The organism is Xanthomonas sp. XNM01 (genome assembly GCF_014851915.1).
In the GTDB taxonomy this organism is placed as follows: Bacteria; Pseudomonadota; Gammaproteobacteria; order Xanthomonadales; family Xanthomonadaceae; genus Pseudoxanthomonas.
In genome coordinates this window covers 1,213,935-1,236,638 of the sequence record NZ_JACVAP010000001.1, presented here as the reverse complement: position 1 = coordinate 1,236,638, position 22,704 = coordinate 1,213,935, and the positions used below count along the sequence as shown (strand labels likewise).

The 22,704-nt window shown below is 68.5% G+C and carries 19 protein-coding genes; 4 read left to right on the top strand and 15 right to left on the bottom strand.

The window, feature by feature from the left end; genetic code table 11:
- Nucleotides 1-3 precede the first annotated feature (3 nt).
- On the top strand, nucleotides 4-765 hold the full coding sequence (locus IB242_RS05625) for an alpha/beta fold hydrolase (protein ID WP_343237089.1): 762 nt from the start codon (nucleotides 4-6) through the stop codon (nucleotides 763-765).
- Between the two features lie 54 nt (nucleotides 766-819).
- On the opposite strand, the gene IB242_RS05620 is transcribed toward IB242_RS05625, so the two are convergent.
- From IB242_RS05620 to ndk, 11 genes are all read right to left on the bottom strand, one after another.
- Nucleotides 820-2,661: a monovalent cation:proton antiporter-2 (CPA2) family protein gene (locus IB242_RS05620; protein ID WP_192276696.1), complete on the bottom strand. Its 1,842-nt coding sequence runs from the start codon at nucleotides 2,659-2,661 to the stop codon at nucleotides 820-822.
- Nucleotides 2,662-2,782: 121 nt separating this feature from the next.
- Nucleotides 2,783-3,919: a molybdopterin-synthase adenylyltransferase MoeB gene (moeB, locus tag IB242_RS05615; RefSeq protein WP_192276693.1), complete on the bottom strand. Its 1,137-nt coding sequence runs from the start codon at nucleotides 3,917-3,919 to the stop codon at nucleotides 2,783-2,785.
- Nucleotides 3,920-4,542: 623 nt separating this feature from the next.
- Nucleotides 4,543-5,763: a gephyrin-like molybdotransferase Glp gene (gene glp, locus IB242_RS05610; protein WP_192276690.1), complete on the bottom strand. Its 1,221-nt coding sequence runs from the start codon at nucleotides 5,761-5,763 to the stop codon at nucleotides 4,543-4,545.
- On the bottom strand, nucleotides 5,760-6,365 hold the full coding sequence (locus IB242_RS05605) for an NTP transferase domain-containing protein (RefSeq protein WP_192276687.1): 606 nt from the start codon (nucleotides 6,363-6,365) through the stop codon (nucleotides 5,760-5,762). The genes glp and IB242_RS05605 overlap by 4 nt, the downstream gene beginning before the upstream one ends.
- On the bottom strand, nucleotides 6,362-7,762 hold the full coding sequence (der, locus tag IB242_RS05600; RefSeq protein ID WP_192276684.1) for a ribosome biogenesis GTPase Der: 1,401 nt from the start codon (nucleotides 7,760-7,762) through the stop codon (nucleotides 6,362-6,364). Before der ends, IB242_RS05605 begins: the two co-directional genes overlap by 4 nt.
- Nucleotides 7,763-7,790: 28 nt before the next feature.
- Nucleotides 7,791-8,990 carry an outer membrane protein assembly factor BamB gene (gene bamB, locus IB242_RS05595; protein WP_192276681.1) on the bottom strand — a complete coding sequence of 400 codons (1,200 nt, stop codon included), beginning with the start codon at nucleotides 8,988-8,990 and terminating at the stop codon, nucleotides 7,791-7,793.
- A complete protein-coding gene (locus tag IB242_RS05590; protein ID WP_192276678.1) occupies nucleotides 8,990-9,613 on the bottom strand; it encodes a tetratricopeptide repeat protein in 624 nt (207 codons plus the stop codon). Before IB242_RS05590 ends, bamB begins: the two co-directional genes overlap by 1 nt.
- 67 nt (nucleotides 9,614-9,680) lie before the next feature.
- The gene (locus tag IB242_RS05585; protein ID WP_192276675.1) at nucleotides 9,681-10,532 is read right to left on the bottom strand and encodes a helix-turn-helix domain-containing protein; all 852 of its coding nucleotides are present in this window, start codon (nucleotides 10,530-10,532) and stop codon (nucleotides 9,681-9,683) included.
- Nucleotides 10,529-11,344, bottom strand: coding sequence for a type IV pilus biogenesis/stability protein PilW (gene pilW, locus IB242_RS05580; protein ID WP_192276672.1), 816 nt, complete (start codon nucleotides 11,342-11,344; stop codon nucleotides 10,529-10,531). The genes IB242_RS05585 and pilW overlap by 4 nt, the downstream gene beginning before the upstream one ends.
- Nucleotides 11,331-12,482, bottom strand: a complete 1,152-nt coding sequence (gene rlmN, locus IB242_RS05575; RefSeq protein WP_192277766.1) for a 23S rRNA (adenine(2503)-C(2))-methyltransferase RlmN — start codon at nucleotides 12,480-12,482, stop codon at nucleotides 11,331-11,333. Before rlmN ends, pilW begins: the two co-directional genes overlap by 14 nt.
- Nucleotides 12,483-12,558: 76 nt before the next feature.
- Complete coding sequence (gene ndk, locus IB242_RS05570) at nucleotides 12,559-12,984, bottom strand: nucleoside-diphosphate kinase (protein ID WP_125360526.1); 426 nt, start codon at nucleotides 12,982-12,984, stop codon at nucleotides 12,559-12,561.
- 228 nt (nucleotides 12,985-13,212) lie between these two features.
- On the opposite strand from ndk, the gene IB242_RS05565 reads away from it, so the two are divergent.
- From IB242_RS05565 to IB242_RS05555, 3 genes are all read left to right on the top strand, one after another.
- Nucleotides 13,213-13,845: a TetR family transcriptional regulator gene (locus IB242_RS05565; protein ID WP_192276669.1), complete on the top strand. Its 633-nt coding sequence runs from the start codon at nucleotides 13,213-13,215 to the stop codon at nucleotides 13,843-13,845.
- 28 nt (nucleotides 13,846-13,873) lie between these two features.
- Entirely contained in the window at nucleotides 13,874-16,246 is a 2,373-nt protein-coding gene (locus tag IB242_RS05560) for a 3-hydroxyacyl-CoA dehydrogenase/enoyl-CoA hydratase family protein (protein WP_192276667.1), read from the top strand.
- Nucleotides 16,247-16,320: 74 nt separating this feature from the next.
- A complete protein-coding gene (locus tag IB242_RS05555) occupies nucleotides 16,321-17,529 on the top strand; it encodes an acetyl-CoA C-acyltransferase (protein ID WP_192276665.1) in 1,209 nt (402 codons plus the stop codon).
- 210 nt (nucleotides 17,530-17,739) lie between these two features.
- Here IB242_RS05555 and galU read toward each other — a convergent pair whose 3' ends face one another.
- The 4 genes from galU to lapB are packed head-to-tail and all read right to left on the bottom strand — an operon-like array spanning nucleotide 17,740 to nucleotide 22,700.
- A complete protein-coding gene (galU, locus tag IB242_RS05550; RefSeq protein WP_192276663.1) occupies nucleotides 17,740-18,618 on the bottom strand; it encodes a UTP--glucose-1-phosphate uridylyltransferase GalU in 879 nt (292 codons plus the stop codon).
- Nucleotides 18,615-20,558 carry a nucleoside-diphosphate sugar epimerase/dehydratase gene (locus IB242_RS05545; protein WP_225540226.1) on the bottom strand — a complete coding sequence of 648 codons (1,944 nt, stop codon included), beginning with the start codon at nucleotides 20,556-20,558 and terminating at the stop codon, nucleotides 18,615-18,617. Before IB242_RS05545 ends, galU begins: the two co-directional genes overlap by 4 nt.
- Nucleotides 20,530-21,522, bottom strand: a complete 993-nt coding sequence (locus IB242_RS05540; RefSeq protein WP_192276661.1) for a glycosyltransferase family 4 protein — start codon at nucleotides 21,520-21,522, stop codon at nucleotides 20,530-20,532. The genes IB242_RS05545 and IB242_RS05540 overlap by 29 nt, the downstream gene beginning before the upstream one ends.
- Complete coding sequence (gene lapB / locus IB242_RS05535) at nucleotides 21,522-22,700, bottom strand: lipopolysaccharide assembly protein LapB (protein ID WP_192276659.1); 1,179 nt, start codon at nucleotides 22,698-22,700, stop codon at nucleotides 21,522-21,524. Before lapB ends, IB242_RS05540 begins: the two co-directional genes overlap by 1 nt.
- Nucleotides 22,701-22,704: the final 4 nt, after the last annotated feature.

The following is a 22,704-nucleotide window of genomic DNA, read 5'->3' as shown; positions in this document are numbered from 1 at the left end:
CGCGTGCTGGCCGTCGCGCTCGGCATCGTCGTCCTCGGCTACGCCGCGATCTGCGCGCTGCTGTACACCCAGCAGCGCGCCATGATCTACCACCCGGGCCTGACCCGGGCCGCGGTCGACGGCACCGATTTCGCCCTGGAACGCGGGCCGGCGGTCACCCTGCGCGGCTGGACCGTCGATCCCGGCCGGCATGACGCCCTGCTCTACTTCGGCGGCAACGCCGAGCGGATCGAGGGCTGGCGCGGGCCGTTCGCGGCCTGGTTCGAGGGCCGCAGCGTCTATCTGGTCGCCCACCCCGGCTACGGCGCCAGCGATGGCACGCCCGGCGAACAGGCCCTGCTGGGCGATGCGCTGGCGGTGTACGACGAGGTCCGCCGCAGACATCCGGACGGGCGGATCGGCGTGGTCGGGCGCAGCCTCGGCAGCGGGGTCGCCGCCTGGGTCGCCGCGCAGCGCGAGGTCGACCGGCTGGCCTTGATCACCCCGTTCGACAGCCTCGCCGCGGTCGGCCAGGCCCACTACCCGTGGCTGCCGGTGCGCTGGCTGGCCAGCGAGCGCTATCCGTCGTCGACCTGGCTGCAGGATTACGCCGGGCCGGTGCTGGTGCTGCGTGCCGGCCGCGACACGGTGGTGCCGCCGGGCAACACCGACCGCCTGCTCGCGGTGCTGCCCCATGCCGAGGTGGTCGACTTTCCCGCCGCAGGCCACAACGACCTGTCGGATGATCCGCGCTACGCGCAGGCGTTGATCGGGTTCTTCCGCTGATCGCTGCCGTGCGGCCGCCGTCGCCACGGCGACCCGTGCCGCGGCGACGCCATCTCAACGAGGCTCGCCGGGCTCCACGATGACCGCGCCGCTGGCGTCCAGCCGGCGCGAGGCCCGCCGTGGCGTGGTGAACGGCGTCGGCGTGGCCGGCGCGGTGTTGCCGATCAGCAGCGAACGTCCCGCACGGACATCGCCGGCCGCCACTTCCAGGTCGAAGCGCTCGCCATCCAGTCGCCGCACCTCCTCGGACACCGCGGCCGCCTCCTCGGCATCCACGCCCAGCGCCTCCAGTGCGGCCTGGCCGAAGCGCACCGCCGACTCGAAGGTCTCGCGGATGTGGTACTCGACATCCAGCGCCACCAGTTCCAGCGCATGCTCGCGGTCGAACGCACGCACCAGCACCTTGGCCTGCGGGAACTCGTGCCCGCACAGTTCGGCGATCTGGTTGGCCGCGGCGCGGTTGTCGACGCAGACGGCGATCGCGCGTGCGGTGTGCGCGCCCGAGGCATGCAGCACGTCCAGCCGGGTGCCGTCGCCGTAATAGACCTTGAACCCGAACTCGCCGGCGCTCTGGATCATCTCGATGTCGGTGTCGATGATGGTCACGTCGACATCGCGCGCCAGCAGTGCCTGGCTCATCACCTGGCCGAAGCGGCCGAAGCCGATGATCAGCACGCTGCCGGACTGTCCGTCGACCACGTCCACGCCTTCCAGCGACGGTGCCTGCGCGGTGCGCACGAAACGCTTGACCACCAGGACGACCAGCGGGGTCAGCGCCATCGACAGCACCACGATCGCAGTCAGGTTGGCGTTGATGGTCGCGTCGATCACCCCGGCCGCCAGCGCCGCGGCGAACAGCACGAAGGCGAACTCGCCGCCCTGGGCCATCAGCACCGCCCGGTCCAGCGCCTCGCCGTGCGGGCTGCGCATGATCCGCGCGACCGCGTAGATGCAGGCCGCCTTGGCCGCCATCATCGCCAGCACGCCGGCGACGATCAGCGGCCAGTTCGCGGCGACCACGGCCAGGTCCAGGGCCATGCCGACGCCGAGGAAGAACAGCCCCAGCAGGATCCCGCGGAACGGCTCGATGTCGGCTTCCAGCTGGTGGCGGAAGGTCGATTCGGACAGCAGCACGCCGGCCAGGAATGCGCCCATCGCCATCGACAGCCCGCCGATGTCCATCAGCAGCGCCGCGCCCAGCACCACCAGCAGCGCCGCGGCGGTCATCACCTCGCGCGCCTTGGCCGCGGCCAGCAGCCGGAACAGCGGATTGAGCAGCCAGATGCCGGCGGCGACCAGGCCGGCCAGCGCGCCGATGCCGACCAGCACGCCCATCCAGCGCGAGCCCTCGGCGGTATCGGAGGGCAGCGGCGACATGAAGGCGACCAGCGCCAGCAGCGGCACGATCAGCAGATCCTCGAACAGCAGCACCGAGACGATCTTCTGCCCACGCGGCAGGGCGATGTCCCCGCGTTCGCTGAGCAGCTGCATCACGATCGCGGTCGAGGTCAGCACGAAGCCGGCCGCGCCGACGAAGGCCACCGGCGGGCTGAAGCCCAGCAGCAGGGCCACGCCGGTCAGCACCAGCGTGCACACGCCGATCTGCAGCGCGCCCAGGCCGAAGATCTCACCACGCAGGCTCCACAGGTGCGAGGGCCGCATCTCCAGGCCGATCACGAACAGGAACATCACCACGCCCAGTTCGGCCACGTGCAGGATCGCCTGCGGATCTGAGAACCAGCCGAAGCCGAACGGGCCGATGATCAGGCCCGCGGCCAGATAGCCAAGTACCGAGCCCAGGCCCAGCCTTCGGAAGATCGGCACCATCACCACCGCCGCGCCGAGCAGCGCGACCACCTTCACCAGTTCACTGCCCGCGCCGCCTTCGACCGCCATGCCACTTCTCCACTGATGACGGCCGCCCTTGCGGGCCGACGTTCGATTCAAACCCTCGACCCTGCCATGACCGGCCGGGAATGCCATGTACCGCCGTGCTGGTCCGCGCAGACGGCGCGATTCAGCCGGCCGCGCAGAATGCCGCGTAGTCGATGTAGCCGGGGAACGGCCGGCCCGGCGCGCAGACCGCGCAGTCCGGGTCCGGCGCCAGCCGGGTCTCGCGGAAGCGCATCGACAGCGCATCGAACTGCAGCAGGCGCCCGCTCAGCGGCTGGCCGATGTCCAGCAGCAGCTTCAGCACCTCGGTGGCCTGCAGCACGCCGGCCAGGCCAGGCAGCACACCGAGCACGCCGGCTTCCGAGCAGTTCGGTGCGAACTCCGGCGGCGGCGGCTCCGGGAACAGGCAGCGGTAGCACGGCGCCTCACCACGCCGACGACCGGCGTCGAACACGCTCACCTGCCCCTCGAAGCGCTCGATCGCCGCGTACACGACCGGTTTTCCGTGCTTGATGCAGGCGTCGTTGAGCAGATAGCGCAGCGGGAAATTGTCCGAGCCATCCAGCACCACGTCCACGCCGTCCATCAATGCATCGATGTTGGCCGAGCTCACCCGCTCGGCGATCGCCTCGACGGCGATGCCCGGATTGAGCGCCAGCAGGCGCGCGCGCGCCGAGTCGACCTTGGGCGAGCCGATGCTGGCATCGGTGTGGACGATCTGCCGGTGCAGGTTGCTGCGCTCGACCCGGTCGTCATCGACGATGCGCAGGTGGCCGACGCCGGCGGCGGCCAGATAGAACCCGGCCGGCGCGCCCAGTCCACCGGCGCCGACGACCAGCACCCGCGCACGCTGCAGCGCACGCTGGCCGGCTTCGCCGACCTGCGGCAGCAGCAGATGGCGGGCGTAGCGGTCGTAGAAATCGCGCTCTTCGGCGCTGGCCAGCGGCTGCACCAGCGGCAGTCCCTGCGTGCGCCAGGCCACCGTGCCGCCTGCGACGGAGACGGCACCGGACCAGCCGGCCTCCGCCAGCGCGGCGGCCGCATCCAGCGAGCGCTTGCCGGTCTGGCAGATCAGCAGCACCGGCTGCTCCATGCCGGGCAGATGCGCCGCCGGGTCGGCCAGCAGATCGCCCTTGGCGATGCCGCGCGCGCCCTCGGCCATGCCGCCGGCGCGTTCGTGGGCCTCGCGGACATCGATCAGGACGACACCCTGGCGCAGGCGTTCGAGCGCCTGCTGCGGGCTGAGTTCGGGGTTGGACATGGGCGGATTATCGGTCGAGCGCCAACGCGGCGAAAGCAGCGGAGACCGGAATCGTCACGGACACTGCGTCCTGTTGCGGTGATGCCTTGACCGCCAGGCCTGGCCAGGCGAGCCGGCCACGTCTGGCTGATGTCGCCTGTTCCTGCGCGAGCAGGTTGCCCGGCCGGCGCGTATGTCGTGCCGATACTGATTGGTTCGGGCATCCAGTCAGCGGGGAGCGCACCGCTTCGGCAATGTCCGCGCATCGCCCGGACCACATGGACTGCCGGTCCCTGAAGGGATTCAACGCCGGGCACTGGCACACCGCAGGCAGCGGACTGGCCGGTGGCAGGCGCAACGACCAGAGCAGCGGATGGACAGAGGCACGCGACATCCGGCCTGCCCGGTTGGGAGGTCCCGGCGAACGTCCTGCGACCGGGATGGTTTCCAGCGCAGGCCGCAGTCGAGCAAACTCGACTCTACGAGCGAGACAGCGGCGTCATGCCGGAGTTACCCCCTCAATGGGCCCGGCGACCAGACGCCAGCACAGTCCGGGAATGCCTCCGCGCCATGTGGGCGATCATCGGCCTCTGGCCGTCTCCGCGACTCCAGAAACACCTGTCACACAGGCAGCGGACAAGCACTCAGTAAGGTACGACCTCGACCAGCTCGCCAGCCGCGAACTCACGGATGCCCTCGTCCAGCACGATCAGCACGTCGCTGTCGGCGGCCGCACGCAGCCGGTGCGAGCCGTCGGCAGGATTCGGGTCGACCCGCAGTACCGCATCCTCGTCCTGCGCCAACCGCCCTCGCAGGAACTCCAGCCGCTCGTGCTTCTTGTTCCAGGGCGCGGCCAGCCGCGCGCGCCAGCGTGGTCGCGGCTCGGCGCGGCCCTGCAGCGCATCGATCAGGCTGCGGCCCAGCGCGGTGAAGGTCGCCAGCACCGACACCGGATTGCCCGGCAGGCCCAGCACTAGCGCACGGTCGGCCTCGCCGAACAGCACCGGCATGCCCGGCCGCATCCGCACCTTCCAGAAATGGATCCGGCCCTGCGCCTGCAACCAGCGCGGCAGGTGGTCCTTCTCGCCGGCCGAGACGCCGCCGCAGGTCAGGACGACATCGAAGCTGGCGACCGCATCGCGCAGCATCGCCTCGATCAGCGCCGGCTCGTCCGGCAGCGTGGGCCAGGCGACCGGCTCCAGACCGAGCAGGCGCAGCTGCGCCATCAGCTGGTCGCGATTGCTGTTGTAGACCTGGCCCGGACCGAGCGGCATGCCCGGCTCGACCAGCTCGTCGCCGCTGGCGAACACCGCCACCGTCGGCCGCGCCGCGACCGGCAGCCGGTCCAGGCCCAGCGAGGCCGCCAGGCCGATCCGCGACGGGGTCAGCACGTCGCCAGCGCGCAGCACCGGATCGCCGACCGCAACGTCCTCGGCCCGCCGACGCACGTTGGCGCCGGGCTTCAGTCCCGCCGGCACCAGCACGCGGCCGTCGCGCGCGCCGGCGCTCTCCTTGATCAGGATGGTGTCCGCGCCTTCGGGCAGCGGCGCGCCGGTGGTGATCCGCACGCACTGGCCGGGCGCCAGCACCAGACCCAGATCCGGGCCGGCGAACTGCTCGCCCGCCAGTACCAGTTCCCCCCCGGCATCGCCGACATCCGCATGGCGCAGCGCGAAGCCATCCATCGCACTGTTGTCGAACGGTGGCAGTGCCACCGGCGCGACGATGTCCTCGGCCAGCACGCGCCCATCGGCACGCCGGATCGCGATCGTCTCGATCTCGGTGCGTCGCCGCGCGGCGACGGCCTGCACGATCGCAAGCGCTTCGGGAAAGCCGATCCGGGTCGGAAAGGCGCTGGTGGTCATGGCATGTCCCTCGCTGGCAGGGCGATCCGGGCCGCGGCCAGATCCTGTGGAGTGTTGAGATTGCCGAACCGGACTCCGGGCAGGCGCACGCGGGCCAGCCCAAGCAGCGCCTGCAGGCGTCGCGGCGCCAGTTCGCCTGACGCGATCGCCCCGGGCAGCGCCGCACGCAGCAGCTCGCAGCGGTACAGCGCGACCAGCGGCTGCGGGCCGTCGTCGTCCTCGGCGTACGTGCCAGCTTCGCTGCGTCCGGCCAGCAGGCTGCGCACTAGGCAGTCGTTCACGTCGAACAGATCAACCGGCAGGGTCAGCAGCCACGGTGTGGTGCAGGCCGCCAGGATCGCCTCGATCCCGGCCAGCGGACCGCTGTCGGCCGGCAGGCGATCGGGCAGCGCAGTCAGGCCGGCCGCGTCATGCCGCCCGAGGTCGCGATTGGCACTGACCAGCACAGGTCCGGTCTCGCCCGGAAAACGCCGGGCCAGGCGCAGCACCTGCGGGATGCCGTCGCGCTCCAGCCAGGCCTTGTCGGCACCGCCTAGCCGGCTGCCACGGCCGCCGGCCAGCAGGCCCAGGGTGATGTCGGCGGCCGCGACCGCCGCGCTCACTTGCCGCGCTTGACGTGGCGGATCAGACGCCGCTTCTTGGCGATCTGGCGCTCGGTCAGCTCGTTCTTCTTCCCCTCGTAGGGGTTGGCGCCTTCGCGGAACAGCATCCGCACCGGCGTGCCGACCAGCTTGAAGCGCTTGCGGAAGAAGTTCTCCAGATAGCGCTTGTACGATTCCGGCAGCACCTTCAGGCGGGTGCCGTGGATGATGAAGGTCGGCGGGTTCTCGCCGCCCGGATGCACGTAGCGCAGCTTGGAGACGTGGCCGCGGATGCTCGGCGGCGGATTGGTCTCGTAGGCGATCTCCAGCGCCTTGTTGACTTCGCTGGTGCTGAAGCTGCGCATCGCCGAATCGTGCGCGCGGTGGATCGCGCGGAACAGCTCGCGCAGGCCCGAACCGTGCTTGGCGGAGATCCGCACCGGCTCGGCCCACGGCACGAACGCCAGCTTGCGCACCAGCATCGCCTCGGCCTGCTCGCGCTGGTACTGGGTCAGCCCGTCCCACTTGTTGACGCCGATCACCAGCGCACGGCCGGCATCGAGCACCGCGCCGAGCACGGTCGCGTCCTGGTCGGTCACGCCCTCGCCCGCGTCCAGCATCAGCACCGCCACCTGGCAGCGCTCGATCGCCTGCATGGTCTTGACCACGCTGAACTTCTCGACCGCTTCCTCGACCTTGCCGCGGCGGCGGATGCCGGCGGTGTCGATCAGGCGGTACAGGCGCCCGTCGCGCTCGAGGTCGGCGGCGATCGAATCGCGCGTGGTCCCCGGCACTTCGGAGGCGATCATCCGCTCCTCGCCGAGCAGGCGGTTGACCAGGGTCGACTTGCCCACGTTCGGGCGGCCGACGAAGGCCACGCGCAGCCGGTTCGGATCGCTGTCCAGCACCTCGCCGCTGCCCTCTTCGGGCATGCGCTGCAGGATTTCCTCGTGCAGGTCGTCCAGGCCCTGGCGGTGCGCGGCGGACACCGCGAGCATGTCGGAGAAGCCGTAGCGCGCGAACTCGCCGCGCACGGCTTCCTCGAACGTGCCGTCGATCTTGTTGATGACAAGCAGGGTCGGCCGCGAGAGCTTGCGCAGCCAGGCCAGGATCTCATCGTCCAGCGCGGAGGTGCCTTCACGGCCATCGACGACGAACAGGATCAGATCGGCCTCTTCGGCCGCCGCACGCGACTGGCGCGCGGTGGCGCCGGCCAGCCCTTCTTCCTCGCCGGCGATGCCGCCGGTGTCGACCAGCAGGAACGGCTGGTCGGGATCGAGGCGGCAGACCCCGTAGTTACGGTCACGGGTGACGCCCGGTTCGTCGTGAACCAGGGCGTCGCGGCTGCGCGTCAGCGCATTGAACAACGTGGACTTGCCGACATTCGGCCGTCCTACCAGTGCGACCAGCGGCAGCATGGTGGTACTCCCTTTCGCATCCGGCGAATCAGTCGGCGAACCGGAACGCGGTCAGGCCGCCTTCGACGTTCTGCACCAGCAGGATGCCGTCGACCGAGATCGGCTGGCCCTTGATCGGCTTGCGGCCGGCGCGTTCGCGCGCGGCCAGTTCGCCATCGCTCAGGCGCAGCCAGTGCACGTAGCCATCGAAATCGGCGACCACGGCGTAATCGCCATGCACCGCCACGCCGGTCAGCGAGCGGCGCGCCAGCGCCGGCTGCGACCACGTGGCGACACCGGTGTTCTTGTCCAGCCCGTAGACGACGCCACCGTTGTCCGACACCAGCACGCTGGACGAGGTGATGCCCATGCCGCCACCGCCGCCATGATCGCTCTGCCACATCGGACGCCCGCTCGGGCCGTCGATCGCGATGGTGCGCTTGCGGAAGCTGCTGGCGTAGATGCGGCTGCCCTCGATCAACGGGGCGCCATCCACATCGGCCATGCGCTCCAGTTCGGTCCGGCCTTCCGGCAGGCCGACCGGCACGTCCCACAGGGTGCGGCCATCGTTGAGGCCGGCGGCGCTCATGGTGCCGTCGTCGTTGCCGACCAGCAGCACGCCCGGGCCCACGGTCAACGGTGCGTTGCCACGCACGGTCAGGCTCGGCAGCTCGCGGTCGTTGAACCAGCGGCGCTCGCCGGAGGCTGCATCGAAGGCGGTGACGCGACCATCGTTGCTGCGCACGAATACCAGGCCCTGCGACACGGCGGGCGCGACGATGACTTCGCTGGTCACCTTCGCGCGCCAGCGCTCGTTGCCGGTCTCGGCATCGAGCGCGATCACCACGCCAGACAGCCCGCCGACCACGACTAGGCCGGCACCGGCACCCGGGCCGCCGACCAGACGCAGCTCTTCCTTCTTGTCGGCGCGGTAGCGCCAGACTTCCTTGCCGGTCTGCAGGTCCAGCGCGAAGACGCTGCCCTCGCCGGCCGCGGCATACACGCGACCATCGGCCACGGCCGGAACCTGACGCGCACCGACGCGCTGCTCGCCATCGCCCAAGCCGCTCGACCAGAGCTTGGACACACGGACCGACGGCTCGAACTTCACCAGTTCCGCCGGCTCGGCCAGCTTCTTGGCCTCCGCATCCTTGCCTGCAAACCAGCCCTTGACCGTACTGCAGCCCGCGAGCATCGCGGTAGCGGCCAGCACGAAGGCAATGCGCTTGAACATGTTCACCTGCCTCATCAGATCGATTCCACCGGCTCCGGCACCTGGCCGCCGACGTCTTCCAGCTTCAGTTCGACCCGGCGGCGCTCGGGAGCGGCCACATCCAGCGTGGACAAGGCCTTGGTGTAGGCATCCCTGGCCTCGTCACGCTTGCCAGCGGCCACCAGCGCATCGCCACGGACTTCGAGCCCGGCGCCATCGGAACTCTGGGCCAGCAGCGCGATCGCCTCGTCGTGCTTGCCGGTCGCGGTCAGCAGCTGCGCCAGGCGCAGATCGACCACCGGCTTGAGCGAAGGCTCGACCGACAGGCCGCGCAGCGTGGCGATCGCCTCGTCCAGCTTGCCCGCCTCGACCTGCGCCTTCGCCACGCGCAGGCCGGCGAGGTCGGCATAGATGCCTTCATGGCCGGCCAGCGCCGCGGCCGGATCGTCGCCACCGGCGTCGACCTGCTTGAGCGCCTGCTCGTATGCGGCGTGGGCCTGCTGGTCCTCACGGGCACTGCTGCCCTGCCACCACTGCCACCCATAGATCGCCGCGATGCCCAGTGCCACGCCACCCACGATGCTCAGTGCGTTGCTGCGCAGCCAGCTGCGGACGCGTTCGCCCTGCTCGTGCTCGTCCAGAAGGTCGTCGATTGCCATGCAAAGTCCTGCCCGATGCCCAAGGCACCGGGTGATTGTTCCATTGAGATGTGGACCGGGCTGCGACCTATTCGGCCGGAGCGACGGATCCGTCAGAGGATACCGCAAAGCGCGCGACGTTCGCCCTCTGGTACGGCGTCAGGTCCACGATACTGCCCGCTTGCTGAACGCGTACTGCGGACGCATTGCCCAGAACCACGCGTGCGACATCGCCAGCCTGGAAGGTGCGCGAATCCCCGGCCCGCATCAGCCCCTGCTCGACGGTCTGCCCGTCGGCGCCGCTCGCCTGCATCCAGCTGTCCCCCTGGAAGACCAGCTCCAGCCCGGCGGCGGAAGCGGCCACCGGCGGCGGCGAACGCGTCGCCTGCGGCGCCAGTGAAGCCACGTATGGCGCCTGGTCCTGCGGCTGCGATGCGGGCACCACGGGCGGCGGTGCCGGCAGCGACGCCGGCGTGACCGCGCTGCCGGTGGTCTCCGGCAATGCATCCAGCGAAGCCATGCTCGGCGGCGCCTCGGCGAAATGCGAGCGCGTGGTGAACCAGACCGGCACCGCGATCGCCGCGGTGATCACCACATAGACCGCGCGCCGGCCGATGCTCTCGATGACGCGCTGATAGCGCGGCGTATGCGTGTGACTGACCAGATCGACCGGAACCACGGGCGCCACTTCGGTCCGCAGCATCGGCTCCAGATCGAACTTCAGCAGGCGCGCGTAGCTGCGCAGCTGACCACGCACGAACACCGGCGCCCCGATGCCGGCCCAGTCGCCACGCTCGAGCGCCTCGACCACGTGCACCGGCATGCGAACGCGCGCCGCCGCCTCCTGGATCGTCAGGCCGGCCGCCTCGCGTGCTTCCCGAAGCAGGCGACCGCCCCCCCGGGCATCCTCCCGGTCGTGCGCATTGGAATCTTGGATCACCCTGGATCTTCCCCGGATTTGACAAGAACGGCCTGCGGGAACTCCTCCCTGAGCCGCTGGTGGTATCGGCTGGCGGCCACCCTGTCGCCAAGCCCCTGTTCGATCTTGACGGCGAGTTGTAACACGGATGCGTCAGCGGGTGCAGCAGCGAGCCTGCGCTGGGCAAAGGCCCGCGCCTGCATCAGCTGGCCTGCGCCGTAGCTCAGCTCCGCCATGCTCGCGAGGGCATACGCATTGCCAGGATCGAGTTCGAGCGCGCGCCTGAGATCGCGCTCCGCACGCTCGTGCTGGCCGCTGCGCACTGCGCAGCCACCGGCATTGGCCAGGGCCGAAGCGGGACTCGGATAGTCCGGCATCGCCAATGCCCGGTCGAACCAGACAAGCGCCTCGGCCGGATAACCGTTGCCGCACAGCCAGGCACCATAGTTGTTGAGCAGATCGCCACGCGACGGCCCCAGCTCGGCCGCCTGACGGTAATGCGCCCCTGCCTGTTCGGAGTCACCACGACGATCCGCGATCACCGCCAGCAGCGTGTGCCCATCGGCGGCTGCCGGATCACGCCGCAGCGCGCCTCGCGCCTGCTTTTCCGCTTCGGCAAGGTCTCCGATCGACAGCCGCTGCGCCGCGATGCCCAGCATCTCGCGCACTTCCACGCGTCGCCGCGTCGCCGCGTCGTCCTCGAAGCGGTACGTCGGTGCGATCTGCTCGCTGCCGCGGATCTTCGGGGATTTCAGTGTCGGGGACTTCGAGCACGCCGCCAGCAGCAGCGCACCCGCGAACATGACCAGGAAAGCGCGGTCAGGCCGCCGCATGTCCGTCCGCCCTGTCGGCGGCGAGCTGGCGGTTGAACTCGGCCTGGCGCCGGGTCCGGTCCATGACCTGGCCCTTGAGCTGACCGCAGGCGGCGTCGATGTCGTCGCCACGGGTCCGGCGCACCATCGTCAGCACCTGCGAATCGAGCAGGATCTTCTGGAACGCGCGGATCTCGTCTTCGCCGGATCGCTCGTAGCGGGTGCCGGGGAAGGGATTGAACGGGATCAGGTTGACCTTGCCCGAATCCTTGGCCTGCACCGCGTTGTCGAACTGGCGCATCAGGCGGGCCAGCTGGCGGGCGTGCTCGGGCTGGTCGTTGATGCCCTTCATCAGCGTGTATTCGAAGGTCACCGACTCGCGGCGCTTGTTCGCACGCAGATAACGCGCGCACGAAGCCATGAGCTCGGCGATCGGATACTTCTTGTTGAGCGGAACCAGGGTCTCGCGCAGCGCGTCGTTCGGCGCATGCAGCGACACCGCCAGCGAGACGTCGCTCTCGGCGGACAGGCGGTCGATCTGCGGCACCAGACCCGAGGTCGACAGGGTCACGCGCTTGTTGGCCAGGCCGTAGCCCAGGTCGTCGCGCATGATGCTCATCGCGCGCACGACGTTGTCGAAATTCATCAGCGGCTCGCCCATGCCCATCATCACCACGTTGGTGAGGCGGCGCATCTGGTGCGGCACGTTGCCCAGGTGGCGGGCGGCGACCCAGACCTGGCCGATGATCTCGGCGGTGGTCAGGTTGCGGTTGAAACCCTGGGTGGCGGTCGAACAGAACGTGCAGTTCAGGCCGCAACCGACCTGCGAGGACACGCACAGCGTGCCGCGGGTCTTGTCCGGGATGTAGACGGTCTCGATGGCGTTCTTGCCATCCACGCCCATCGCCAGCAGCCACTTGTGGGTGCCGTCGGCGGAGGGCTTGTCGAACACGACGTTCGGGACGACGACCTCGGCATGCTGCTGCAGCTTGGCGCGCAACCCCTTGCCGAGATCGGTCATCTGGTCGAAATCGGTGACGTAGCGGTGGTGGACCCACTTCATCACCTGATGGGCGCGGAACTTCTGTTCGCCGAGGGTCTCGACGAAGAACTTCTCCAGCCCGGCGCGATCGAGATCGAGCAGGTTCTGCCTGGACACGCCGACGCCACCGGCATCGCTGCCGGTGGCGCTGGGAACCTGGACGATCTCGTTCACGGGTTCACTCGACCTTCGCTCAGCGCGAGACGACTTCGGTGGCGGCGAAGAAGTACGCGACTTCGATCGCGGCGTTCTCGACCGAGTCCGAACCGTGTGCGGCATTGGCGTCGATCGACTCGGCGAAATCGGCGCGGATGGTGCCCGGCGCCGCGTCCTTCGGGTTGGTCGCGCCCAGCAGGTCGCGGTGGGCCAGCACGGCGTTCTCGCCTTCCAGCGCCTGGATCATCACCGGGCCGGAGATCATGAACTCGACCAGCGCGTTGAAGAACGGACGCTCGCGGTGCACAGCGTAGAAGCCCTCGGCCTCGCGGCGCGACAGCTGCTTATACTTGGCCGCGACGACCTTCAGGCCGGCCTTCTCGAAACGGGCGTAGATCTCGCCGATGACGTTCTTGGCGACGGCATCCGGCTTGATGATCGAAAGGGTGCGCTCCAGCGCCATGGACTTCTCTCTTCTGCTGTGACTGGGCAGGCCACGCGCGGCCCGCGGAAATGGTGACGACAAAAACCGCGTGAGAACGCGGACTTGGACGTGTTTGCGTAGCGGGATTCTAGCATTGCCCCTCCGGCCTGTGCAGGCCGGGCCCTGAACCGGGATGCTGCGCCGCAAAATGACCGGGCACCCGGGCCGCCCCTAGAATGAAACAATCGTTTGATTCAATGGACCACCATGGGCCGGCCCGCGCACTTCTCCACCAAGGACCGCATCCTCGGTGCCGCCGAGGAACTGTTCGCCCAGCACGGCTTCGCCGGGACCTCCCTGCGACAGGTCACCAGCCTGGCGGCGGTCAACATCGCCGCGGTCAATTACCACTTCGGCTCCAAGGAAAACCTGGTCAACGAGGTCTTCCGCCGGCGCATGGACGAGATGACCGCTGCCCGCCTCGGCCAGCTGCAGACGGCGCTGCGCGAGCACCCGGGCGAACTGGAGCCGGTGCTGGCCGCGTTCATCGAGCCGGCGCTGGCGCTGGCCCAGGACCGCAATGGCGGCGCGGCCTTCGTCCGCGTCATCGCCCGCGCCTACGCCGAACACAACGAGAGCCTGCGCAAGTTCCTGTCCGACCATTACGGCCACGTGCTGCGCGAGTTCGGCAAGGCGCTGGCCGGCTGCCTGCCGGGCCTGGACAAGGAAACGCTGTACTGGCGCCTGGACTTCCTGGCAGGCGCCCTGACCTACGCGATGTCCGACTTCGGCCTGATCAAGCGCCCGACCGGCACCAGCGAGGCCACCCACCGCGGCCGCGCCGCCCGTGAACTGATCCGCTTCGCTGCCGCCGGCCTCACGGCCGATGCGGCCCAATGATCCTTTCCCGCACAAGGGGTTGAGAACCATGTCCAACAAACTGCTCGTCCGCCGCGCCGCCGTGCTGGGTGCCGGCGTCATGGGGGCCCAGATCGCCGCCCACCTCACCAACGCTGGCGTCGACACCGTGCTGTTCGACCTGCCCGCCAAGGAAGGTCCGGCCGACGGCATCGTGCTGAAGGCGATCGCCAACCTGGGCAAGCTGAGCCCGGCCCCGCTGGCCAGCAAGTCCTACGCCGAGGCGATCACGCCGGCCAACTATGAGACGGGTCTGGACCAGCTGAAGGACTGCGACCTGATCATCGAAGCCATCGCCGAGCGCATGGACTGGAAGCAGGACCTGTACAGGAAGATCGCCCCGTTCGTGGCCGACCATGCGGTGCTGGCCTCCAACACCTCGGGCCTGGGCATCAACAAGCTGGCCGACGTGCTGCCCGAACAGCTGCGCCACCGTTTCTGCGGCGTGCACTTCTTCAACCCGCCGCGCTACATGCACCTGGCCGAACTGATCCCGGCCAGCACCACCGACACCGCGGTGCTCGAAGGTCTTGAAACCTTCCTGACCACGGCGCTGGGCAAGGGCGTGGTCTACGCCAAGGACACCCCGAACTTCATCGGCAACCGCATCGGCGTGTTCTCGATCCTGTCGACGATCCACCACACCCAGCAGTTCGGACTGGGCTTCGACGAGGTCGACGGCCTGACCGGGCCGCTGGTCGGCCGCCCGAAGTCGGCGACCTACCGCACCTCCGATGTGGTCGGCCTGGACACGATGGCCCACGTCATCAAGACCATGGGCGACACCCTGCCCGACGACCCGTGGCATGCATTCTTCAAGTCCCCGAAATGGCTGGAGGCGCTGATCGCCAAGGGCGCGCTCGGCCAGAAGACCGGCGCCGGCATCTTCCGCAAGGTCGGCAAGGACATCGTCGTCCTTGACGTGGACAAGCAGGACTACCGCCCGGCCGACCGCAGCGCCGCACCCGAGGTGGTCGAGATCCTGAAGATCAGGAACCCGGCCGAGAAGTTCGCCAAGCTGCGCGAAAGCCAGCACCCGCAGGCGCAGTTCCTGTGGGCGACCTTCCGCGACCTGTTCCACTACAGCGCCTACCACCTGGCCGACATCGCCGAGACCGCGCGCGACGTCGACCTGGCCATCCGCTGGGGCTACGGATGGTCGCTGGGCCCGTTCGAGACCTGGCAGGCCGCCGGCTGGAAGCAGGTGGCGCAGTGGATCGCCGACGACATCGTCGCCGGCAAGTCGATGAGCAGCGCGCCGCTGCCGGACTGGGTGTTCGACGGCCGCGACGGCGTGCACGCCGCCGAGGGCAGCTACAGCCCGTCGCGCAATGCCAAGCTGCCGCGCTCGTCGCTGCCGGTGTACCAGCGCCAGCGCTTCCCCGACCCGCTGCTGGGCGAAACCTTCGCCCAGGGCGAGACCGTGTTCGAGAACGACGGCGTGCGCATGTGGCACGACGGCGACGGCATCGCCGTGGTCGGCTTCAAGACCAAGATGAACACCGTGTCCGACCATGTCCTCAACGGTCTGCAGGAAGCGATCAGCCGCGCCGAGAAGGACTTCCAGGGCCTGGTGATCTGGCAGCAGAAGGAACCCTTCTCCGCCGGCGCCGACCTGGCCGGTGCGCTCGGCCTGCTGCAGGCCGGCAAGGTCGACCAGTTCGAAGACATGGTCGCCAACTTCCAGCGCACCAGCCAGCGCATCAAGTACTCGCTTGTACCGGTGATCTCGGCCGTGCGCGGTCTCGCCCTGGGTGGCGGCTGCGAGTTCCAGATGCACAGCGCGAAGGTCGTGGCCTCGCTGGAAAGCTACATCGGCCTGGTCGAGGCCGGCGTCGGCCTGCTGCCGGCCGGTGGCGGCCTGAAGGAACTGGCGGTGCGCGCTTCGCAGGCGGCCGGCCCGGGCGGCGACGTGTTCGCCGAGCTGAAGAAGACCTTCGAGACCGTGGCGATGGCCAAGGTGTCCAACTCGGCGGTCAACGCCCAGGAACTGGGCCTGCTGCGCAGCACCGACAAGGTGGCGTTCAACAGCTACGAGGCGCTGCACATCGCCAAGGCCGAAGCGCGTGCGCTGGCTGAGGCCGGCTACCGCCCGCCGCTGCCGGCACGCCGCATCCAGGTGGCCGGTGACGTGGGCATCGCCACCTTCAAGATGATGCTGGTCAACATGCTGGAAGGCCGCTTCATCAGTCCGTACGACTACGAGATCGCCGAGCGCATCGCCACCGTGCTGTGCGGCGGGCAGGTCGACCGCGGCAGCGTGGTGGACGAGGAATGGCTGCTGACCCTGGAGCGCAGGCACTTCGTCGAGCTGGCGCAGCAGGAAAAGACCCAGGCGCGCATCGCGCACATGCTCAAGACCGGCAAGCCGCTGCGGAACTGAGGTTCGGGACCGGCGCCGCACGCACGGCGCCCACCGATCTTCTTCCCGAATCCAGAATCTCCGGAGTTCACACCATGACCAAGCAGATCCAGGACGCCTACATCGTCGCCGCCACCCGCACCCCGGTCGGCAAAGCGCCCAAGGGCGTGTTCCGCAACACCCGTCCCGACGACATGCTCGCCCACGTGCTCAAGGCCGTGGTCGCGCAGGCGCCGGGCATCGATACCTCGCGCATCGACGACGCCATCATCGGCTGCGCGATGCCCGAGGGCGAGCAGGGCATGAACGTGGCGCGCATCGGCGTGCTGCTGGCCGGCCTGCCCGACACCGTCGCCGCGCAAACCATCAACCGCTTCTGCTCGTCCGGCCTGCAGGCCGTCGCGCTGGCGGCCGACCAGATCCGCCTGGGCAACGCCGACCTGATGCTGGCCGGCGGCACCGAGTCGATGTCGATGGTGCCGATGATGGGCAACAAGATCGCGATGGCGCCCAGCGTGTTCGACAACGACCATGTCGCCATCGCCTACGGCATGGGCATCACCGCCGAGAAGGTCGCCGAGGAGTGGAAGATCTCGCGCGAGGACCAGGATGCCTTCGCCCTCGCCTCGCACCAGAAGGCGATCGCCGCGATCCAGGCCGGCGAGTTCAAGGACGAGATCAGCCCGTACGAGATCGTCTCCCACCAAGCCGATCTGGCCGATGGAAAGCGCATCATCACGCGCAACAAGATCGTCGATACCGACGAGGGCCCGCGCCCGGATTCCTCGGCCGAAGGCCTGGCCAAGCTGCGCCCGGTGTTCCGCAACGGCCAGTTCGGCGGCAGCGTCACCGCCGGCAACTCCTCGCAGATGAGCGACGGCGCGGGCGCGGTGCTGCTGGCCTCCGAGCAGGCGGTCAAGGACTACGGCCTGACTCCGCTGGCCCGCTTTGTCAGCTTCTCGGTCGCCGGCGTGCGCCCGGAAGTGATGGGCATCGGTCCGATCGCCGCGATCCCGAAGGCACTGAAGCAGGCCGGCCTAAGCCAGGACCAGCTCGACTGGATCGAGCTCAACGAAGCCTTCGCAGCGCAGTCGCTGGCGGTGATCCGCGACTGCGGGCTGGATCCGTCGAAGATCAATCCACTGGGCGGCGCGATCGCGCTCGGCCATCCGCTCGGCGCCACCGGCGCGATCCGCACCGCCACCCTCGTCCACGGCCTGCGCCGTCGCCAGCAGAAGTACGGCATGGTGACGATGTGCATCGGCACGGGCATGGGCGCGGCAGGCATTTTCGAAGCGCTGTAAGGGTTAAAACACCGGGAGTCAGAGCCTTTTGCTACGCAAAGGACTCTGACTTCAATTCACAAAAAAGGCAGCCAATGGCTGCCTTTTTGCTTCTGCTCGTGCCTTGATTCCGCCCTTCCCGTCCGCGCCACCAGGAAACTGGCGAAAGGCGGCGGATGACACCTCCCCACACATCAATCAAGGCGCTGCGCGGAGCGTTTAATGAAACCCTTACTCTGCCAGCATGGCTGCCAGCTTCTCGCGCGCCGGCTTGGCCAGCTTCGGGTTGTCCAGCGCGAAGCGGATCGTCGCCTCGACCAGGCCCAGATGGGTGCCACAGTCGAAACGCGTGCCTTCGAAGCGGTAGGCATCGACGGCATCGCTCTTCAGCAGTTGCGCGATCGCGTCGGTCAGCTGGATCTCGCCACCAGCGCCGGTACCGGTCGCTTCCAGCAGCGCAAAGATCTTCGGGCTGAGCACGTAGCGGCCGACTACGGCCAGGTCGCTGGGCGCGTCTTCCGGCTTGGGCTTCTCGACGATCTGCGAGATGCGGCCCTTGCGGCCGTCGAACGTTTCGGTGGCGACGATGCCGTAGCTGGCGGTCTTTTCGTGAGGAACATCCTCGACCGCGATCACGCTGCCGCCGGTGGTCTCGGCCAGATCGGCCATCTGCTTGAGGGCGCCGTCGCCACGGTTCCACATCAGGTCATCGGGCAGCAGGACCGCGAATGGCTCGTCGCCGACGATAGCTTTCGCGCACAGCACCGCATGTCCCAGGCCCAGGGCCTCGGCCTGGGTGACGAACACCGCGCGCACGCCTTCCGGCAGCACGTGGCGGATCATCTCCAGCTGCTCGACCTTGCCGGCACGCTCGAGCTTCTGTTCCAGCTCGTAGGCCTTGTCGAAATAGTCGGCCACCGCATGCTTGTAGCGGTTGGTGACGAAGATCAGCGTGTCGCAGCCGGCCTCGATGGCCTCGTCGACCGCGTACTGGATCAGCGGCCGATCGATGATCGGCAACATTTCCTTGGGTACCGTCTTCGTTGCCGGGAGAAAGCGGGTCCCGAGACCAGCCACAGGGAAGACCGCCTTGCGAATCCTTGCCGTCATCGTGTCCTTCTTGCTTCACGGGGTGGGAATGGAACAACCGTAGCATGCGCCGCCGGCTCCGGAGCCGGTACGCGCTCGCCCTGGACGAACTCGGGAATCACATCCTGAAGCACCTGCCTCAGGGCGACTTCGTCATACCGCGAGTTGGCGTCGCGCATGCGCAGTACACCCTGCCGTACCTGCTCGTACGACACCTGGCGGGCACCTGCCTCGAGGATCTTCGAGTGCGAGGTCGGCCGGTAATGCTCATCCGAGTAGAACAGCGTCTCGTGCAGCTTCTCGCCCGGGCGCAGTCCGGTATAGACGATGGCGATGTCCCTGCCCGGCTGCTTGCCGGCGAGACGGATCATCTGCTCTGCCAACAGCCTGATCGGCACCGGCTCGCCCATGTCCAAGGTGTAGATCGCCGCATGCGAACCTGATGCGGCGGCCTGCACGATCAACTGGCAGGCTTCCGGAATCGTCATGAAGTAGCGCGTGACCTCCGGGTCGGTCACCGTCACCGGCCCGCCCTGGCGGATCTGTTCGCGGAACAGCGGCACCACGCTGCCGGCGGAATCGAGCACGTTGCCGAAGCGGACCGTGATGAAACGGGTGCCAGCATCCTTGGCGTCGAAGGACTGGGCGATCATCTCGGCGAAGCGCTTGGTCGCACCCAGCACGTTGGCCGGGTCGACCGCCTTGTCCGTGGAAATCAGCACGAACGTGCCCACTCCGGCGTCGCGACACAGGCCGGCGACGGTTTCAGTCGCGAGCACGTTGTTGCGCACCGCCTCGCGCAGCTGGCGCTCCAGCAACGGGACCTGCTTGTAGGCCGCCGCATGGAACACCGCATCGGGCTGCGCGAGCCGCAGCGCATGCGCGGTCACCGCGGGATCGCCGCAGTCGCCAAGCACGGCCTCGATCTCAAGATCCGGGAATGCACGGGTGAGCTCGGTATGAATGGTGATCAGCGCAAGCTCGTCCATCTCCAGCAGCGCGATCTTGCGCGCGCCGTGCCGCGCGCACTGCCGGCACAGTTCGGAACCGATCGAGCCGCCCGCGCCGGTCACCATCACGGTACGACCGCCGAGCCAGCCACGGATCAGCTTCCAGTCCGGCGTCACCGGCTTGCGGCCGAGCAGATCCTCGATCGCCACTTCCTTCAGCTCGCCGGGCAGCGCCTGGCCCTCGAGCACATCGGTCAGCCTCGGCACGGTGCGGAACGGCAGCCCGGTGCGCTCGCAGATCGAGACGACACGCTGCATCTCGGCCGCCTCGAGCGAGGGCATCGCGATCACCAGCATGCCGGCGCCGGTCTCCTTGGCGATGGCGGGCGCGTCCTCGAGCCGTCCGAGGATCGGTGCCCCCTGCATGTGCGAACCGCGCAGCTGAGGTGCATCATCGAGAAAGCCGACGGGTTGATAGGCGCCGGAACGACGCAGGTCGCGGACGAGGGCTTCGCCAGCGCGGCCGGCACCGAGAATCAGCACGCGGCGCACGTACGACTCGCCGCGGCCAAGCTGGTAGTCCTTCCAGACGCGATAGAGCAGCCGCGGCATGCCCAGCAACACGGTCAGCGCAAGCGGATAGAGCACCAGCACCGTACGCGGCACGGCCTCGATGCGGTTGTAGACAGCCAGGCCCAGCACGATCGCCAGCAGCCCGAACAGACTGGCCTTGAGGATGTTCCACAGATCCGGGACGCTGGCGAAACGCCACAGCCCCCTGTAGAGACCGACCTTCCAGAACACCAGACCCTGGGCGAGAAGGACGACCAGTTCGTTGCCACTGAAATCAAACCAGGCGTAGTTCTCGTGCCGGCTCGCGAAGCGGATCACATGGAGGAGCTGCCAGCACACCATGACCATGAGCAGGTCATGGCCGATCACGGCGTATCGCGGCAACGACGCCACGACGTGCTTCCAGGACCTACTCCAGACCAGAGCTTTCCTCTGCATCAGTCCTATCCTTGAGAAAGAACCAGGCGGCCGCCACGAACAAGAACCATCCGACGGTCGCCGCAAGAGCAAGCGCCCAACCGACCTGAAGCGTCGCGATGAATAACGCAAGGATAACAGCGACGATGCTGAACCCCGCATAGCCGAGCGCGACCGCCGCGTGTCCATGCCCGCGCCTGACCAGGCGCTGGTAGAGATGCTGGCTGTGTGCCTGCCACCATCGTTCGCCGCGGATCATGCGTCCTGCCAACGTGAAGCCAGCGTCGACAAGGAACGGCATCGCTGGCATGGCAACCAGCACGCACCGCAGATCGCCCCGGTCGGCGACCAGCACCACTGCAGCGGCGACGACGAAGCCGAGCGCACCACTGCCGACATCGCCGAGAAAGATGCGCGCGCGAGGAAAGTTGAACGGCAGAAACCCGAGGCAGGCTCCCAGCGCCAGCACGACCGGCAGCGTGGCGGGCGCCGACAGCAGCAGACTCACCAGAAGCAGACACAATGCGGTCTGAATGGTGGCGATGCCGTTGATGCCATCCATGAAGTTCCAGATGTTGACCAGGGCCGGCACCAGCATCAACGCGCAGGCAGCCAGCAGCCACTGCCCCTGGACGGCAGGCACCAGGGCGAGCACCCCACCGGCGAGGACGTGGGCAAGCAGGCGCAGCCATGCCGACAGCGGACGGTGGTCGTCGATCCAGCCGACGCCCGCAACCAGCAGCAGACCGGCAGCGAAGGCCAGCGCAGCGAACGGGGCAACGAAGCCGAGGCCGGCCGCCACCGCCACGCCGGCCAGCGACGCGATGACGATGCCGATGCCACCGCCGCGCGGGGTCGGGATCGAATGATTGCGACGCTCATCGGGCAGATCGACCAGCCTGCGCCATCGCGCATAACCGAGCGCCGCCCACGTGCCCGCCGCCGACAGCAGCAGGCCGGCAGTGCACCAGACGAGGCTCTGCATCAGACCACCGCGTAGTTCAGCAGCGGCTTGACGCTTCCCCACTCCTTGCAGCTCGGGCACTGCCAGTGGTGGGTGCGCGCACCGAAACCGCAACGCGTGCAGCGATAGCTCGGATTGCGCACCAGCAGCTGGTCGGTGATGTGCTTGAGATCGTGCAGGGTCGCGGTGCTGTCGGCACCGACCGCCAGGGTGAGGTCGATCAGCGCCGCCTCGCCGCGCACTGACGGACGATCCTTGAGCTGCCGGCCCAGATAATCACGCGCGAGCGCCGGCCCCTCATGCCCCTCGATCAGCCGGGTCAGCGCCAGCACGGGCGCGATGCCGCGGTAGTACTCGGTCATCTCGGTCAGGAACGACCGCGCGCCTGCCATGTCGCCGACCTTGTCGTAGCAGGCCAGCAGCCCGGGCAGGATCTCGGGCAGGTAATCGGGGTCGTGCCGTGCGGCACGCTCGAACGCACGCAGCGCTGCCTCGGGACGACCGGCCTCCGATTCGATCCGCCCCTCCAGGATGCCCGCGCGGACGCAGCTCGCATCGGCCTGGTAGGCGCGCGCGATCGCGCCACGGGCAGCGTCCAGGTCGCCCTTGAGCCGATGCCGCTCGGCCAGCTCGCACTCGAACTGCGCGACCTCCCGTCCCATCGCCTCGCCGGTCACTTCCTCGTAGCGCAGCGCGTTGTCGATCGCACGCTCCCAGTCGCGTTCGGCCTGGTAGATCCCGATCAGGTGCCGCAGCGCCTGCGGAGCGCGCTGGTCGATCCGGGCCAGATCGGTGAACACGGTCTCTGCCCGATCGAGCAGGCCGGACTTCATGTAGTCCTCGCCCAGCGCCAGCAATGCCTGGACGCGCTGCTGGTCGCTCAGGTCGTTGCGCTGGACCAGCCCCTGATGCAGCCGGATCGCACGGTCGACCTCGCCCCGGCGGCGGAACAGATGACCGAGCGCCACCTGGGTCTCGAAGGTTTCCTTGTCCAGTTCGGCGATGTGCAGGAACAGCTCGATCGCCTTGTCCGGCTGCTCGTTGAGCAGATAGTTCAGGCCGCGGAAATAGGTGGTCGACAGGCGGCTGACCTGGGTGTCGCCATGCCGTTGGCCACCACGACGACCGACCACCCAGCCGGTCAGCGCCGCCAGCGGCAGAAACAGAAAGAACCAGAACCACTCGTTGAGGAATTCCATGCCG